Source organism: Brevibacterium metallidurans (assembly GCF_037101285.1).
GTDB lineage: Bacteria > Actinomycetota > Actinomycetes > Actinomycetales > Brevibacteriaceae > Brevibacterium > Brevibacterium metallidurans.
This window is the reverse complement of sequence record NZ_BAAAAF010000005.1, coordinates 110,524-124,389: the sequence shown is the minus strand read 5'-3', so window position 1 is coordinate 124,389 and position 13,866 is coordinate 110,524. Positions and strand designations below refer to the sequence as shown.

The window sequence follows — 13,866 nt, the reverse complement described above, 5'->3', positions numbered from 1 at the left end:
GCGGATCAGGCGTTCCAGAGACCGTAGGTGTCGGCAAGGGAGGCGATCTTCTTCGCCCTGGCCAGACGGGGCAGGTACGAGCCGTCGGTGATCTCGGTCCCGCCCTCGGCGGCGGCGAGCATCTGGCGGGCCCACGTGCGCTCGTCCTCGCTCGGGCTCATCGCCTCGTTGAGGGCGTTGACCTGGTCGACGTTGAGCACGAGCTTGCCGGTCATGCCCATCATGTGGGTGACGTCGGCGTCCTTGCGGACCTGCTCATCGCTGGCATCGGCGGCCGAAGGGCCGTCGATGGCGCCGGGCAGACCGCCCATGCGCGAGGCGATGGTCAGGCGGGAACGGGCGTAGGCCAGTGCCATCGGATCGCCGGAGAAGCCGGTGTCCTTGCGGAAGTCGTTCGTGCCGAAGGCGAGGCGGAAGGTGCCGGGCGCCTCGGCGATCTTCGTCGCGTTCTCCACCCCGCGGGCGGATTCGAGGAGGGCGATGACGGGCAGGCCGGCCTTCGCACGCATCGCGGAGTACGAGACCTGTTCGGGGCGCTCGGTCTCGGGCAGCATGACGCCGCGCAGTCCCGGCAGCGTGGCGACGGCGGCGAGGTCGTCGTCCCAGAACTCCGATTCCATCTTGTTGATCCGCACCCAGGCGGACATGCCGGATTCGAGGGCGCGCACGACGTTGTCGCGGGCCTCGAGCTTGTTGTCCTCAGCGACAGAGGCCTCGAGGTCGAAGATCACCGAATCGGCCTCCGAGGCCTGGGCCCGCGCGAAGATGTCCGCCTTCGCCGCATTGACGAGCAGCCACGAGCGGGAGAGTTTGGCGGGAAGGGAAGCGGCGCGACGATTGCGGATCGTGTCTGTCAAGGATCGACTTTCTCTCGGAAGCGGTGAGTCGGCGAGTCAGCGGTCGCGATCGACCGGCAGCGCGACCGCGGCGGCTGAAGGTCGACCGAGGCCGCAGCGACCGCGGCGGCTGACCCCCATTTTCGTCGGTCGACCGAGGATTGTGTAGTCGGAGTCCAAGATTGGGACGTGAAATTGTCCACGTCGCAATGTGTGGCATCATCGATCCGCCGAGGCGGTCCGCAGGTCCTGCGTACGCTGCCTGCCCTGCCCCGCCGCGTGTCCACATAGTAGGACGGCGTAGTTGCATGATGAGATGAGTTCTAGTCTGGCGGCATGAAGACGTTCTCAATTGCGGTCATGCCCGGCGATGGAATCGGCACCGAGGTCGTCCCCGAAGGGCTCAAGGTCCTCCAGCGGGCGATCGAGGTCTCCGGGGAACCCGTCGAACTCGAGCTCACCGACTACGAGGTCGGCGCGAAGCGCTGGCACGCCACCGGCGAGACGCTCACCGACAAGGAGCTCGAATCGCTGCGCAGCCACGACGCGATCTTCTTCGGCGCATGCGGCGACCCGAGCGTGCCCTCCGGGGTGCTCGAGCGCGGCGTCATCCTCAAGATGCGCTTCGGCCTCGGCCATGCCGTCAACCTCCGGCCGGCGAAGCTGTTCGCCGGTGTCGAATCCCCGCTCGCGGCGCGACCGGACATCGACTTCGTCGTCGTCCGCGAAGGCACCGAGGGTTCGTACACGGGCATGGGCGGATCCGTGCGCACCGACACTCCGCATGAGGTCGCGACCGAGGTCTCGGTGAATACGTGGTACGGCGTCGAGCGCGCCGTCCGCGACGCCTTCGAGCGCGCGCAGTCGCGGCGGAAGAAGCTCACCTACGTCCACAAGCACAACGTCATGGTCCATGCCGGTCACCTGTGGCGCCGGGTCGTGGAGAAGGTCGGCGAGGAGTTCCCCGAGGTCGCCGTCAACTACGAGCACACGGATGCGTGCACGATCTACATGGTCACCGATCCGCAGCGCTACGACGTCATCGTCACCGACAACCTCTTCGGCGACATCCTCACCGACCTCGCCGCCGCCGTGACCGGGGGCATCGGGCTGGCCGCCTCGGGCAACCTCAACGTCGAAGGCACCGCCCCGAGCCTCTTCGAACCCATCCACGGCTCGGCTCCGGACATCGCGGGCCAGCAGATCGCCGACCCGACGGCCTCGATCCTCTCCGGCGCCCTCATGGCCTCGCACCTCGGACTCGACGTCGTCGCGAAGTCGATCGAAGCCGCCGTCGAGGCCGACCTCGCCGAACGCGGGGACGCGAAGCGGTCCACCGCCGAGGTGGGCGACGCGATCGCCGCACGATTGGGGTGAGGGGGCGGCCGCCTCGGCGAGGGAAAGCCCAGTCGTCGGGGAGGCGGACCCCCGGTGCGCGCGGGCGGAGGGGATCGACTACCCTGAGACGTGTCACGCCTCACACACGTCGAAAGAGCACTGATGACTGAATTCGCCATCCTCAAGAACATCCAGCCGCAGCCCGAGCTGGTGCGCGAGGACATCAAGAAGGATCCCGGTTTCGGGCAGTACTTCACCGACCACATGGCGCACATCCGGTACACGAACGAGGACGGGTGGCAGGCGCACCAGGTCAAGCCCTACGGTCCGCTCGTGCTCGATCCGGCGGCCGCCGTGTTCCACTATGCGCAGGAGATCTTCGAGGGCCTCAAGGCCTACCGTCATGCCGACGGCTCGGTGTGGACGTTCCGTCCCGAGCGCAACGCGACGCGGATCAACCGTTCGGCCGAGCGGCTTGCGCTGCCGCAGATCTCGGAAGAGGACTTCATCAACTCGCTGAAGGCCCTCGTGTCGACCGACGAGGCCTGGGTTCCGACGCCGGGCACGGACGGCGATGAGTCGAGCCTCTACCTGCGTCCGTTCATGATCGCCTCGGAGCGGTTCCTCGGCGTGCGGGCCAGCCATGAGGTCGACTACTACGTCATCGCCTCGCCGGCCGGACCGTACTTCGCCGGCGGCATCAAGCCGGTGTCGATCTGGCTCTCGAAGCGCCTCAACCGTGCGGGTTCGGGCGGAACGGGCTTCGCGAAGTGCGGCGGCAACTACGCCTCCTCGCTGCTCGCGCAGAAGGAAGCCGCGGACAACGACTGCCAGCAGGTGCTCTTCACCGACGCCGAGGAGCACAAGTACATCGACGAGCTCGGCGGCATGAACCTCATGCTCGTGACGAAGGACGGGCAGCTGCTCACCCCGGCGCTCAGCGACACGATCCTCGACGGCGTGACCCGTCGCTCGCTGCTCGACCTCGCTCCGGAGCTCGGCCTCGAGCCGGTCGAGCGTCAGCTCACCATCGACGAATGGCGTGAGGGCGCGGCCAGCGGCGACATCGTCGAGGCCTTCGCGTGCGGCACCGCCGCCGTCATCACCCCGATCAGCAAGCTCGTCTCCGACGACTTCACGATCGACCACGGGGACACCCCGGGGGAGAAGACGATGGCCCTGCGCAAGGCCCTGCTCGACATCCAGTACGGCCGGGTCGAGGACAAGCACAACTGGCTCGTCCGCCTCGCCTGAGGTCTGCGGGGCGGGTGGCCGGAAGCTGACGTTGCCCCGACCGCCCCGATGGTGGGTTCTGCTCGAACGATCGCCGATTCTCGAGCGGAACCCACCATTCTGCTGTTCGGTTGCACTTACGCTAGAAGCAATGTTTTTGCGCGGAAGTGCGTTAAACGTTGTAGTGTGTGCTCGTGACTGCAGCCTCTTCGACCTCGACGCCCACCGCGTCCGACGTCATCGCCAACCTGCCGTGGAAGTGGAACACCCAGGGTGCGATCTTCATCATCGGCGGCCTCGGCTTCATGTTCGACGCCTGGGACGTCGCTCTCAACGGGTTCCTCATCCCGCTGCTGAGCGAGCACTGGAACCTCAGCCTGGGCCAGGCCGCGTGGATCGCGACGGCCAACCTCATCGGCATGGCCCTCGGCGCGTTCATCTGGGGCGGCATCGCCGACGTCATCGGACGCAAGAAGGCCTTCACCCTCACGCTGCTCGTCTTCTCGATCTTCACCGTCGCCGGGGCGTTCTCGCCCGAGTTCACGTGGTTCATCATCTTCCGCTTCCTCGCCGGTTTCGGGCTGGGCGGCTGCATCCCCGTCGACTACGCCCTCGTCGGGGAGTTCACTCCCAAGCGCCACCGCGGCCGCGTGCTCACCGCGATGGACGGCTGGTGGCCGATCGGCGCCTCGCTGTGCGCCTTCGTCTCCGCCTGGCTGCTGACCATGGGGGACTGGTGGCTCATCATGCTCGTCATGATCATCCCAGCCCTGCTCACGGTCGCCGTGCGCTTCGGGATCCCCGAGTCGCCGCTCTACCTCGCCTCCGTCGGCAGGTACGCCGAGGCGGATGCCATCATCGCCCGTCTCGTCGAACGCACGGGGGCTGACGTGCGCGAATGGACGCACGACGCACCCGCCTCGGCGGACCCCCTGACGGCGGACAGCCTCGGCGAAGGGGACGGTCAGGGCACACGGGACGATCTGGTCGACGGCTCAGGCCACGACGGCGCAGGCAGCACTTCTGTCGGTTCCTCTGGTGGTGTCATCACCTCCGTCAATGGGCAGCTGCGGGCTGCCAGCGGTCAGCTCGTGCAACTCTGGCAGTACTCGGCGAAGACGACGCTGGTGTCGTGGGCGCTCTTCGTCTCCGTCCTCCTTGTCTACTACGCGGCACTGACATGGCTGCCGGGGATCCTGAAGAAGCAGGGGCTCGGCGATCAGGCGGCGTTCCTCGTCACCGGGTCGATGACAGCGGTCGGCATCCTCGGCGTCATCGTCTCCGCACTCGTCGTCGAACGGTTCGGCCGGAAGTGGGTGCTCGGGGTCACTGCGATCGCCTCGGCGGTGCTCCTCGTCTGCGTGGCCGTGTTCATCGAAGCCTCGGGTTCGGAGCTGAGCTTCGCTGCGAAGGCGAGCGTCATCGGCTTCGGCTTCGTCATCCAGATCGCGATTCCCACGCTCTACACCTATGTCTCCGAGCTCTACCCGACGCGGCTGCGCGGATCCGGGTTCGGCTGGGCGTCGGCGGCGTCGCGGATCGCCACCGGCATCGCCCCCTTGGTCTTCGGCGCCTACATGTGGCCGGTGCTCGGGCTCGTGCCGACCTTCGCGCTCACCGGGGTGCTCGTCGTCGTCGCGGTCGTGCTCATGGCCGTGCTCGCACGAGAGACGACGGGGGAGAAGCTCACCTGAGGGACAGGTGCGGCGGCGGAGTCCGATGCCCCGTGCAGTGCGTGGTCTCTCGGCGGCATTGCACGGCACTTAGGCACTCTGACCAGGGTTTATCCGTCTCAGTCGACGCCGGAGGACCGCGTTCGGAATCTCGTGTCAGTGCCGAGGTCTAGTGTGAGTGTCATGGAAGCAGAGTCGGTTTCAGACGTCATCGCGGACATCGTCCGCTGGCGCGACGCGCTGGCCGATCTGCCTCCCGCACGGACCGAGTCCGAAGCGATCGACCGCATCACGGCTCTCGAGGAGCTCACCTCCGCAGCAGCAGCCGCCCAGGCGCGCGAAACCCTCACCTTCGACATGCACCGGCGCAACCGCGAGGCCGAGGACGGGGTGCCCAGCGACAAGCAGGGCCGCGGTGTCGGAGCGGAGATCGGGCTCGCCCGCAAGGTCTCGCGAGCGCGCGGAGCCAAGCTCGTCGGATTCTCGCGTGCTCTGCTCATGGACCTGCCGCGCACCTACGCGGCACTGTCCGCCGGGTCCATCTCCGAGGAGAAGGCCCGCACGGTCGCGACCGAGTCCTCGTGGCTGCCCCGCGAGAAGCGGCAGCAGCTCGATGAGCGCATGTCCGACCGCCTCGCCGAGGTGGGTGTCCGCCGCCTCGGCAGCGAAGTCCGAGCCCTGGCGCAGAAGCTCGACCAGGTTGCCGCGGTCAAGCACCTCGACCACGCCACGACGGAACGGTGCGTGAGCGTGCGACCGGCACCCGGCAACATGGCCTACCTCACCGCCTTCCTGCCGATGCCGCAGGCTGTCGCCGCCTATGCGAATCTCTCGAAGGCTGCTGCCGCACGGGTGGGCACCGGCGAGTCGAACGGCTGCACGCAGCGGCAGAGCATGGCCGATCTCCTCGTCGAGCGCATCACCGGTCAGGACAGCGCGTCGGCGATTCCGCTCGAAGTCCTCCTCGTGATGAATGACGAGACCATGTTCGACGATGGCGACGAACCCGCTTGGCTGCCGGGCTTCGGGTCGATCCCCGCCGGGTCGGCGAAGTCGCTCATCTCCGACAACGACAGCGCCGTGTTCCTCCGGCGGCTCTACACACGACCCTCCGACGGCCAACTTGTGAAGATGGACTCGAGCAGTCGCGAATTCACCGGACTGCTCCGACGCATGATCACCGTGCGCGACGACGTCTGTCGCACACCCTGGTGCGAGGCGACGATCAGGCACGTCGACCACGCCACGCCCAGCGCTGCCGGCGGGGCGACCAGCTGGGACAACGGTTCCGGTCTGTGCGCAGCATGCAACCTCCTCAAGGAGCTGCCCGGCTGGCGGCACCGGGCCACCGCGACCCGGCTGTCGGTCACCACTCCGACGGGTCACCGCTACACCGTGAACACGCGCCCGATCGACGCCCGGCCCGGAGATGCGCGATGGACCGGCACCTCTCGGGATGCCTCGTTGTCGGACGCCCCGGCTCGAGCTCCGGGAGACCGCCGGCCCGACGAACGGGAACCGGAGGAGAGCTCTGCGCTCTCTCGCCCGCCGGACCGACACGATCTGCCTGCATCGTCCTGCTCGGATGGAAACGACGACCAGCACTCCCGGCCGGTGGTCGTCCTTGCGGAGACGACGTCCCTACCGCACGATGCTCGAATTCTCATCGATGGATCGATGCTCGGAATGCACCTCCGGCACCGCGCGGAACCCTCGGCGTCAGCTCGACCGGCTCGATCCGCCCGAGGTCAGCGATCCGGAGGCGGTTTCCGCAGACGACGCGCCGGAAATCGTTCAACTCGACCACATACCGACGACGACAGTCCCGTCGAGCTGCGACTGCGGAGCGAGCTCGCTGCCGCCGACTGACAGTGAGAGTGCGCGCCCCATCGGGACCGGCGGAGTGCATCGTGAGGAATTCCACGGCACCAGTTCGCCTTCTGTTCAGTGATTCGACTACCCAAGTCGTTAAGCTGGACATATGAATGACCATTCCGGGGCCGGCACCAACAGGGCCGTGGACATGATCCAACCGGTCGAACTCGTCTGGGGACTTCCCGGCGGGCTCGGCGACCGTTGGGAACCGGTCGAATCGGCGGCCGGGGTGTACGGTGTCCTGCCGCCGCCGTCCGAGGTCGGCGACCTCTACGGCGCAGCTGCCGCAGAGCCGCCGCTCAACGAAGACCGGAAGTACGCACTTCTCTTCGCCGACGTCTACGAAGCCTCCGTGCGCAAAGGCCAGGTGCTCGCCGCCCTCGCCCGCTCGACGGCCGACGGACGGCTGCGCGCCCTCGCCTACGGACACTTCTGGGCATGGGCCGAACAGGACTACGACTGGGCCTACGAACTCAAGGACCGCCTCGGCGACACCGCCCCCGTCATCGAATGGACGTTCGCGCTCAACCTCCTCGCCCGGGACCCGAACCTCCGAACTGCCGGACTCGGTCGCCGCACGCTGGAGACCTGGCTGAGCGGCATCTCCGGCTACGGCTGCTGGCTCCAGACCGACGACATCGACAGCCCGGCCAGGCGACTGTACGAAAGCCTCGGCTTCACGGCGATCGGCCACGGCCCGCAGGCACCCAACGGGGAACCCGGGCTCGTCATGTACCGCCCGCCGCAGCAGACCTGACGACCTGGCAGGATGGGATCATGCACAGCGCTTCGGCAGAATCCCATGACCAGGCACCCGACCTCGACGACGAGTTCCTCTGGCTCGAAGACATCAACGGCGACGCCCCACTCGACTGGGTCCGGGAGGAGAACGCGGCCACGCTCGCCCGCTTCCGCGACGACCTCTTCGAGCAGATGTCCGAGGACATCCTCACCGCACTCGACTCCGACGACCGCATCCCGATGGTCACCAAGCGCGGGGACCACCTCTACAACTTCTGGCGGGACACATCGCACCCGAAGGGACTGTGGCGCCGCACGACCTGGGACAGCTACGTCACCGACAGTCCCGACTGGGAGATCCTCCTCGACGTCGACGACCTCGCCCGCTCCGAGGACACACCATGGGTGTGGGCCGGTGCGACCGTGCGCCGCCCCGACCACACCCGTGCGCTGATCTCGCTCTCCCCGGACGGCGGCGACGCCCACCGCGTCCGCGAATTCGACCTCGAGACGAAGGCCTTCGTCGACGGCGGCTTCGACATCCCCACCGCCAAGACCCGGCTCGCATGGATCGACGACGACACCATCCTCGTCGCCACCGACACCGGACCGGACTCGCTGACAACCTCGTCCTATCCGCGTCAGGCCCGCCTCCTTGGGCGCGGCCAAGCCATCGACACCGCCCCCATCGTCGCCGAGGTGCCCCGCGACCACGTCGCCGTCTTCGTCGGCAGCGACGTCGGAGCGCCGAACGGCCGCACCCGAGACCGTGTCGTCGCCGTCGACGCCATCGACTTCTTCAATTCGCGGACGAGCTTCATCGAACTCGACGACCTGCGCGCTGCCGACGGCACCCTGCCGACCACCGCCTCGGCGTGGGAATCCGCCTGGATCGACATCGACGTCCCCACCGACGTCTCGGTGGGCATCGATGACGACTTCGTCCTCTTCCGCCCGCAGTCGGCATGGGACGCAGGCGACATCGTCGTCCCCGCCGGCGGTCTCGCCGCAGCCCCCACCGCCGAGGTGAAGGCCGGCACCATCCACCCGCAGCTGATCTTCTCCCCGGACGCCCACACGGCGCTGCGCTCATGGTCGTGGACCCGCGACCACCTCGTCCTCGAACTCCTCACGGACGTCCAGTCCGAACTCCTAGTCCTCGACCCCCAGCAGGACTTCGCCTCCACCCCGCTTCCCGGGGTCCCCGCGAACCACATGGTCGGCTTCGGCCCAGTCGACCCCGACGACGACGCCACAGCCAACGACTTCTGGCTCGTGAGCACCGGCTTCCTCACCCCGTCGACCCTCTCCTATGGCAACCTCGGCGGGTCGTCCGACAGCCTCGATGAGGCTTCCGAACCGGGCGAGACGACCGTCATCAAGACCTCTCCCGCGCTCTTCGACGCCGACGGGCTCACCGTCGAACAGCACTTCGCCACCAGCGCCGACGGCACCCGGATACCGTACTTCCAGATCGCCGAGGCGGGACTCACCCTCGACGGCAACAACCCGACCCTGCTCGACGGCTACGGCGGTTTCGAAGTCAGTCGCACCCCGGTCTACTCCCCGGTCGTCGGCCTCGGCTGGCTCACCCGCGAGACGAAAGGGCGCGGCGTCGGCCGCGGCCACGACATCCCCGCCGGCAGACGCGGGGTCTACGTGCTCGCCAACATCCGCGGCGGCGGCGAGTACGGACCCGAATGGCACACCTCGGCGATGCGGGAGAACCGGATGCGCGCGTACGAGGACTATGCGGCCGTGGCACGGGACCTCATCGACCGCGGGGTCACCCGCACCGAGGACCTCGGGTGTGCGGGCGGATCGAACGGGGGCCTGCTCGTCGGCAACATGCTCACGCAGTACCCGGAGCTCTTCGGCGCCGTCTCCTGCGGGGTGCCGCTGCTCGACATGCGCCGGTACACGAAGCTCAGCGCAGGATATTCGTGGAAGGCCGAGTACGGCGACCCTGACGTGCCCGAGGACTGGGCGTTCATCCAGCACTTCTCGCCCTACCACCTGCTCAGGCGCGACGTCGACTACCCGCCGGTGCTCTTCTGGACCGCGACCTCCGACGACCGCGTCGGACCCGTCCAGGCACGCAAGATGGCCGCACGCATGCAGTCGATGGGCGTGCCCGACGTGTGGTTCTTCGAAGACACCGAAGGTGGGCACTCCGCGGCCTCGGACAACAAGCAGGCCGCATTCGTCCGCGCGCTCAGCTACCGCTTCCTCTGGAACGCCCTGACCGGGGAGTGAGGCCGCAGATCCGCCGGTTGGCGCCGCTGCCGACAGTGGAGTGAGCAGGTTCACTGGCAGGCCTCCTGGCGGCGGCGTAGCGTGGAGCCATGACGAATGAGACCCAGGACTTCCACGCCGAATACAAGGTCATCGGCGGCAAACTCGTCGTCGCCGACGTCGAGACCGACGGCCAGGTCATCACCGATCTGAAGATCTCCGGCGACTTCTTCCTCGAACCCGAAGACGCCTACTTCGATCTCGCTCCCGCCCTCTTAGGCGCCAGCGTCACCGCGGACAATTCTCAGCTGCGCGACCGCCTCGACGCAGCCCTGGCGAAGTACGGTTCCGAGCTGGCGATGCACGGCTTCTCCACCGCCGATGTCGCCACCGTCGTGCGGCGGGCGCTCGGTTCGGCCGCGGACTTCACGGACTTCGACTGGCAGATCATCCGCGGCGAGGTCCTGCCCACGCAGGTCAACGTCGCCCTCGATCAGGTCCTCCTGGAAGAGGTCTCGGCGGGACGCCGGGCGCCGACCCTGCGGTTCTGGGAGTGGGACGACACCGCCACCGTCATCGGCGCCTTCCAGTCCTACGTCAACGAGATCCGGCCCGAAGGCGTTGAGAAGTACGGCGTCGAGGTCGTCCGCCGCATCTCCGGCGGGGGAGCGATGTTCATGGAAGGCGGCAACTGCATCACGTATTCGATGTTCGTCCCGCCCTCGCTCGTCGCCGGACTCGACTACCAGGAGTCCTACGTCTTCCTCGACCAGTGGGTGCTCGCGGCATTGAAGGGCCTCGGAGTGGAGGCGTTCTACAAGCCGATCAACGACATCTCATCGACCCAGGGCAAGATCGGCGGGGCCGCCCAGAAGCGACTGCGGGACGGGACGCTGCTCCACCACGCGACGATGAGCTACGACATCGACGCCGACAAGATGGTCGAGATCCTGCGCATCGGCCAGGCGAAGATCTCCGACAAGGGCGTGGCGAGTGCGAAGAAGCGCGTCGACCCGCTGCGCAGCCAGACAGGTGAGTCCCGGGCCGACATCATCGAGACCATGGCGTCGACGTTCATCGACCGCTACGGCGCGAACCCGGACACCTACACGGACGCTGAACTCGCCCGTGCCCGCGAACTCGTCGCGGAGAAGTTCGGCACCGAGGCATGGACCCACCGCGTGCCATGACCGGGGCGTTCCGCGGCACGATCGTCGCCCTCGGCGGCGGTGGCTTCTCGATGTCGGAGACCGGCGAGTCGGCGATCGACGACTGGCTGCTCGACCTCGCGGGTCGCCGGGCGGCAGTACAGCGTCCGGCACGGCCGCGCGTGTGCTTCGTCCCGACCGCCTCTGGTGACAGTCGCGACTACATCGAACGCTTCGAGGCCGCCTTTGCCGGGCGTGCGCAGACGCATGTCCTCTCCCTGTTCGGGCAGAGTCCCTGGGAGTACGCGGACCCGTCGATGCTGCGGAGCATGGACCTCGTCTACGTCGGCGGCGGCTCGACGGTCAACCTCCTCGCCCTGTGGCGCCTGCACGGGGTCGACCGGATCATGCGCGAGGCCGCGGCCCAGGGCACAGTCCTGGCCGGCATCAGCGCGGGCGCGAACTGCTGGTTCGCGGGGTCCTCGACCGATTCCTTCGGGCCGCTCGCCCCGCTGCACGACGGGCTCGGATTCGTCCCCGGCAGCGCTTGCCCGCACTTCCACAGTGAGGAGGGCCGCGCCGAATCCTTCCGGGACTGGATGCGAAACGGGGCGCTCCCCTCGCCGGGACTGGCCATCGACGACGGCGCCGCCGTGGTCATCGAGGACGGGACGGTCACCTCGGTGATCGCCGAGGAGGCAGGAGCCCACGCCTCCCTCATCACGCGGGAGACGGAGACGACCCTGCCGACGACATCGCTCACCTGACCCGGCTGCTCACCTGACGGGCTCTCACCCGGGTCCGACTATGCTGGGCGCCATGGTCGGCAAGCGGAACCGTCGCAGTCCCGCGCAGCGTCGTGCCCGCAGTGAGTTGCGCAGCGCGCTCGCCCTCATCATCGTCTCCTCCGTCTTCGTCGTCCTCGGCGCGATGCTCGCGCTCACGGGGGAGCTGTTCGCGATCGTCGTGGTCCTCTTCTTCGGCGCGTGTCTGCTCGCCGGGCTGATGCGGCTGCCGTCGATGAGCATGCGTGTTCGCCTGCGCCTGCTCATCATCGGCTGTCTCGCCTTCGCCGCAGCGTGCGCGGCGATCGTCGGCTTCGCGATCATGGGGGTGCAGATCGGCTCGACGCTGGTGCCCCAGTCGGCGCTCACCGTCATCGCAGCCGTCGGCGTCGTGTTCTTCGGCGGCGGTGGCGTGCTGCTGGCACTCCGGATGCGGCCGAACCGGATGCCGCCCGACGAATCGGAGCCCGAGTAGGAGGACCAGGGAATATCAGGGAGCAACGGGGACTCGGTGGGAGCACCCGGGACTCTGTAGGATTGGGACGCACACCCTCACCGTCCTCCAAGGAGAGCCATGCGCCAGGTCGAACCGTCCGTTGAACTGCTCGCCAAGCCCAGCATCGATTGGGAGGCGATGAGGGCGTACCTCGACGAGGTCGGCGGCACCTCGTGGGCGGACAGGGTCGAGGAAGCGGAGTCCCCGGACGCCGAGGATCTCCTCGAGTTCTCCGGCCGCATGTGCTACCGGTCGTGGGAGCCGGGACTCAACCCGAACGTCTCCCGGGTGCGCACGGATTCGGCGTCCTACCTCGGCAACGTCATTTCCTCCCAGCACGGCTCCGTCCTCGAGCATGCGAACTTCACCTTCGTCCTCCACAACGTCTCCCGCGTGCTCACCCACGAACTCATCCGCCACCGTGCCGGATCCGCGTTCTCGCAGGAATCGCTGCGCTACGTCCGCCTCGCCGACATCCCGTTCTGGTTCCCCGAGTGGGCACGCGAGGATCCCGAGCTCATGGAGCGCTCGCTCTCCGTCCTCGACACCCTCGAAGAGCACCAGAAGTGGATGGCCGATCACTTCGGCCTCGACGAGGAGGGCACGAAGTTCGCGCATAAGAAGCACATGACCTCGTTCATGCGCCGCTTCGCCCCCGAGGGCCTGGCCACGGGCATCGTCTACACCGCGAACCTCCGCTCCCTGCGTCACGTCATCGAGATGCGCACCGCGAAGGGCGCCGAGGAGGAGATCCGCCTCGTGTTCAACAAGATCGGAGAGATCATGCAGGCCGAAGCGCCCGCGATCTTCGCCGACTACGAGATCGTCGACGGGGAATGGATCCCCGGCACCCGCAAGGCGTAAGCCGCAGCGAACCCAAGGAAGGCGTGAGACGACATGGCTGACATCTACGACGCGGAGCTCACCCCAGGCAAGCTCGAGGTCATCGCCGACTGGCTGCGCAGCCAGGATTGGGCGGCCGACATCGACCTCGACGCGACCCCGCTCGAGAAGGTCTCCGCCTACCGGTTCGATGACCCCGCCGGCGAGGTCGGGCTCGAAGTCCACATCGTCCGGGCCGGCGACCGTGTCCTCCAGGTCCCGCTGTCCTACCGCGGTGCCCCGCTCGACGGCGCCGAGGCGGCCCTCGTGTCGACCATGGAGCACTCCGTCCTCGGTCGACGCTGGGTCTACGCCGGCATGGGTGATCCTCTCTTCCGGCAGCGGCTCGACCACACGATCGCCACCGCCGGCACCTCCGCCAGGCAGTACCGCGTCAACGACGAGGGCAACCGGATCGACGAGATCGCCGAGGTGGCCCATGCCGTGGGCACCGGCCCCCTGCCCGGCGCCGGGGACGTCGAGATGCTCCGCGAGCTCACCCTCGACTCGACCCCGGCGGCCGCCGAGGCGGGACTCCTCCTCGGCCGCTGGCCCGGGCAGGAGACCTCTGTCGTCCTCGCCGTCATGGTCTGAGGCGCTCAGGTCACGGCCCGAAGTCGGAGG

Annotated in this window: 12 protein-coding genes; 11 read left to right on the top strand and 1 reads right to left on the bottom strand. The window is 67.9% G+C overall.

Annotated features, from left to right (window positions below; all coding sequences use genetic code 11):
- Nucleotides 1–5: 5 nt before the first annotated feature.
- A complete protein-coding gene (locus AACX88_RS08525) occupies nt 6–857 on the bottom strand; it encodes an HpcH/HpaI aldolase/citrate lyase family protein (protein ID WP_339392607.1) in 852 nt (283 codons plus the stop codon).
- 315 nt (nt 858–1,172) lie between these two features.
- Between AACX88_RS08525 and AACX88_RS08520 the strand changes: the two genes are divergently transcribed.
- The 11 genes from AACX88_RS08520 to AACX88_RS08470 all read left to right on the top strand — a co-directional run bounded on the left by AACX88_RS08520 (nt 1,173) and on the right by AACX88_RS08470 (nt 13,836).
- Nucleotides 1,173–2,213: a 3-isopropylmalate dehydrogenase gene (locus AACX88_RS08520; protein WP_339392606.1), complete on the top strand. Its 1,041-nt coding sequence runs from the start codon at nt 1,173–1,175 to the stop codon at nt 2,211–2,213.
- A gap of 123 nt (nt 2,214–2,336) precedes the next feature.
- Nucleotides 2,337–3,428 carry a branched-chain amino acid aminotransferase gene (locus AACX88_RS08515; RefSeq protein ID WP_339392605.1) on the top strand — a complete coding sequence of 364 codons (1,092 nt, stop codon included), beginning with the start codon at nt 2,337–2,339 and terminating at the stop codon, nt 3,426–3,428.
- A 173-nt stretch (nt 3,429–3,601) separates the two neighbouring features.
- Nucleotides 3,602–5,101, top strand: a complete 1,500-nt coding sequence (locus AACX88_RS08510; protein WP_339392604.1) for an MFS transporter — start codon at nt 3,602–3,604, stop codon at nt 5,099–5,101.
- 162 nt (nt 5,102–5,263) lie between these two features.
- Nucleotides 5,264–6,949, top strand: coding sequence for an HNH endonuclease (locus AACX88_RS08505; protein WP_339392603.1), 1,686 nt, complete (start codon nt 5,264–5,266; stop codon nt 6,947–6,949).
- Nucleotides 6,950–7,061: 112 nt separating this feature from the next.
- Nucleotides 7,062–7,712 (top strand): N-acetyltransferase, encoded by a 651-nt coding sequence (locus AACX88_RS08500; RefSeq protein ID WP_339392602.1) that lies wholly within the window; start codon nt 7,062–7,064, stop codon nt 7,710–7,712.
- Between the two features lie 20 nt (nt 7,713–7,732).
- On the top strand, nt 7,733–9,952 hold the full coding sequence (locus tag AACX88_RS08495; RefSeq protein WP_339392601.1) for a prolyl oligopeptidase family serine peptidase: 2,220 nt from the start codon (nt 7,733–7,735) through the stop codon (nt 9,950–9,952).
- A gap of 89 nt (nt 9,953–10,041) precedes the next feature.
- Nucleotides 10,042–11,121, top strand: coding sequence for a lipoate-protein ligase small subunit (locus tag AACX88_RS08490; RefSeq protein ID WP_339392600.1), 1,080 nt, complete (start codon nt 10,042–10,044; stop codon nt 11,119–11,121).
- Nucleotides 11,100–11,846 carry a Type 1 glutamine amidotransferase-like domain-containing protein gene (locus AACX88_RS08485; RefSeq protein WP_339392599.1) on the top strand — a complete coding sequence of 249 codons (747 nt, stop codon included), beginning with the start codon at nt 11,100–11,102 and terminating at the stop codon, nt 11,844–11,846. Before AACX88_RS08490 ends, AACX88_RS08485 begins: the two co-directional genes overlap by 22 nt.
- 52 nt (nt 11,847–11,898) lie before the next feature.
- Entirely contained in the window at nt 11,899–12,339 is a 441-nt protein-coding gene (locus tag AACX88_RS08480; protein ID WP_339392598.1) for a hypothetical protein, read from the top strand.
- A 99-nt stretch (nt 12,340–12,438) separates the two neighbouring features.
- Nucleotides 12,439–13,224: an FAD-dependent thymidylate synthase gene (thyX, locus tag AACX88_RS08475; protein ID WP_339392597.1), complete on the top strand. Its 786-nt coding sequence runs from the start codon at nt 12,439–12,441 to the stop codon at nt 13,222–13,224.
- Between the two features lie 33 nt (nt 13,225–13,257).
- On the top strand, nt 13,258–13,836 hold the full coding sequence (locus tag AACX88_RS08470; protein ID WP_339392596.1) for a CG0192-related protein: 579 nt from the start codon (nt 13,258–13,260) through the stop codon (nt 13,834–13,836).
- Nucleotides 13,837–13,866: the final 30 nt, after the last annotated feature.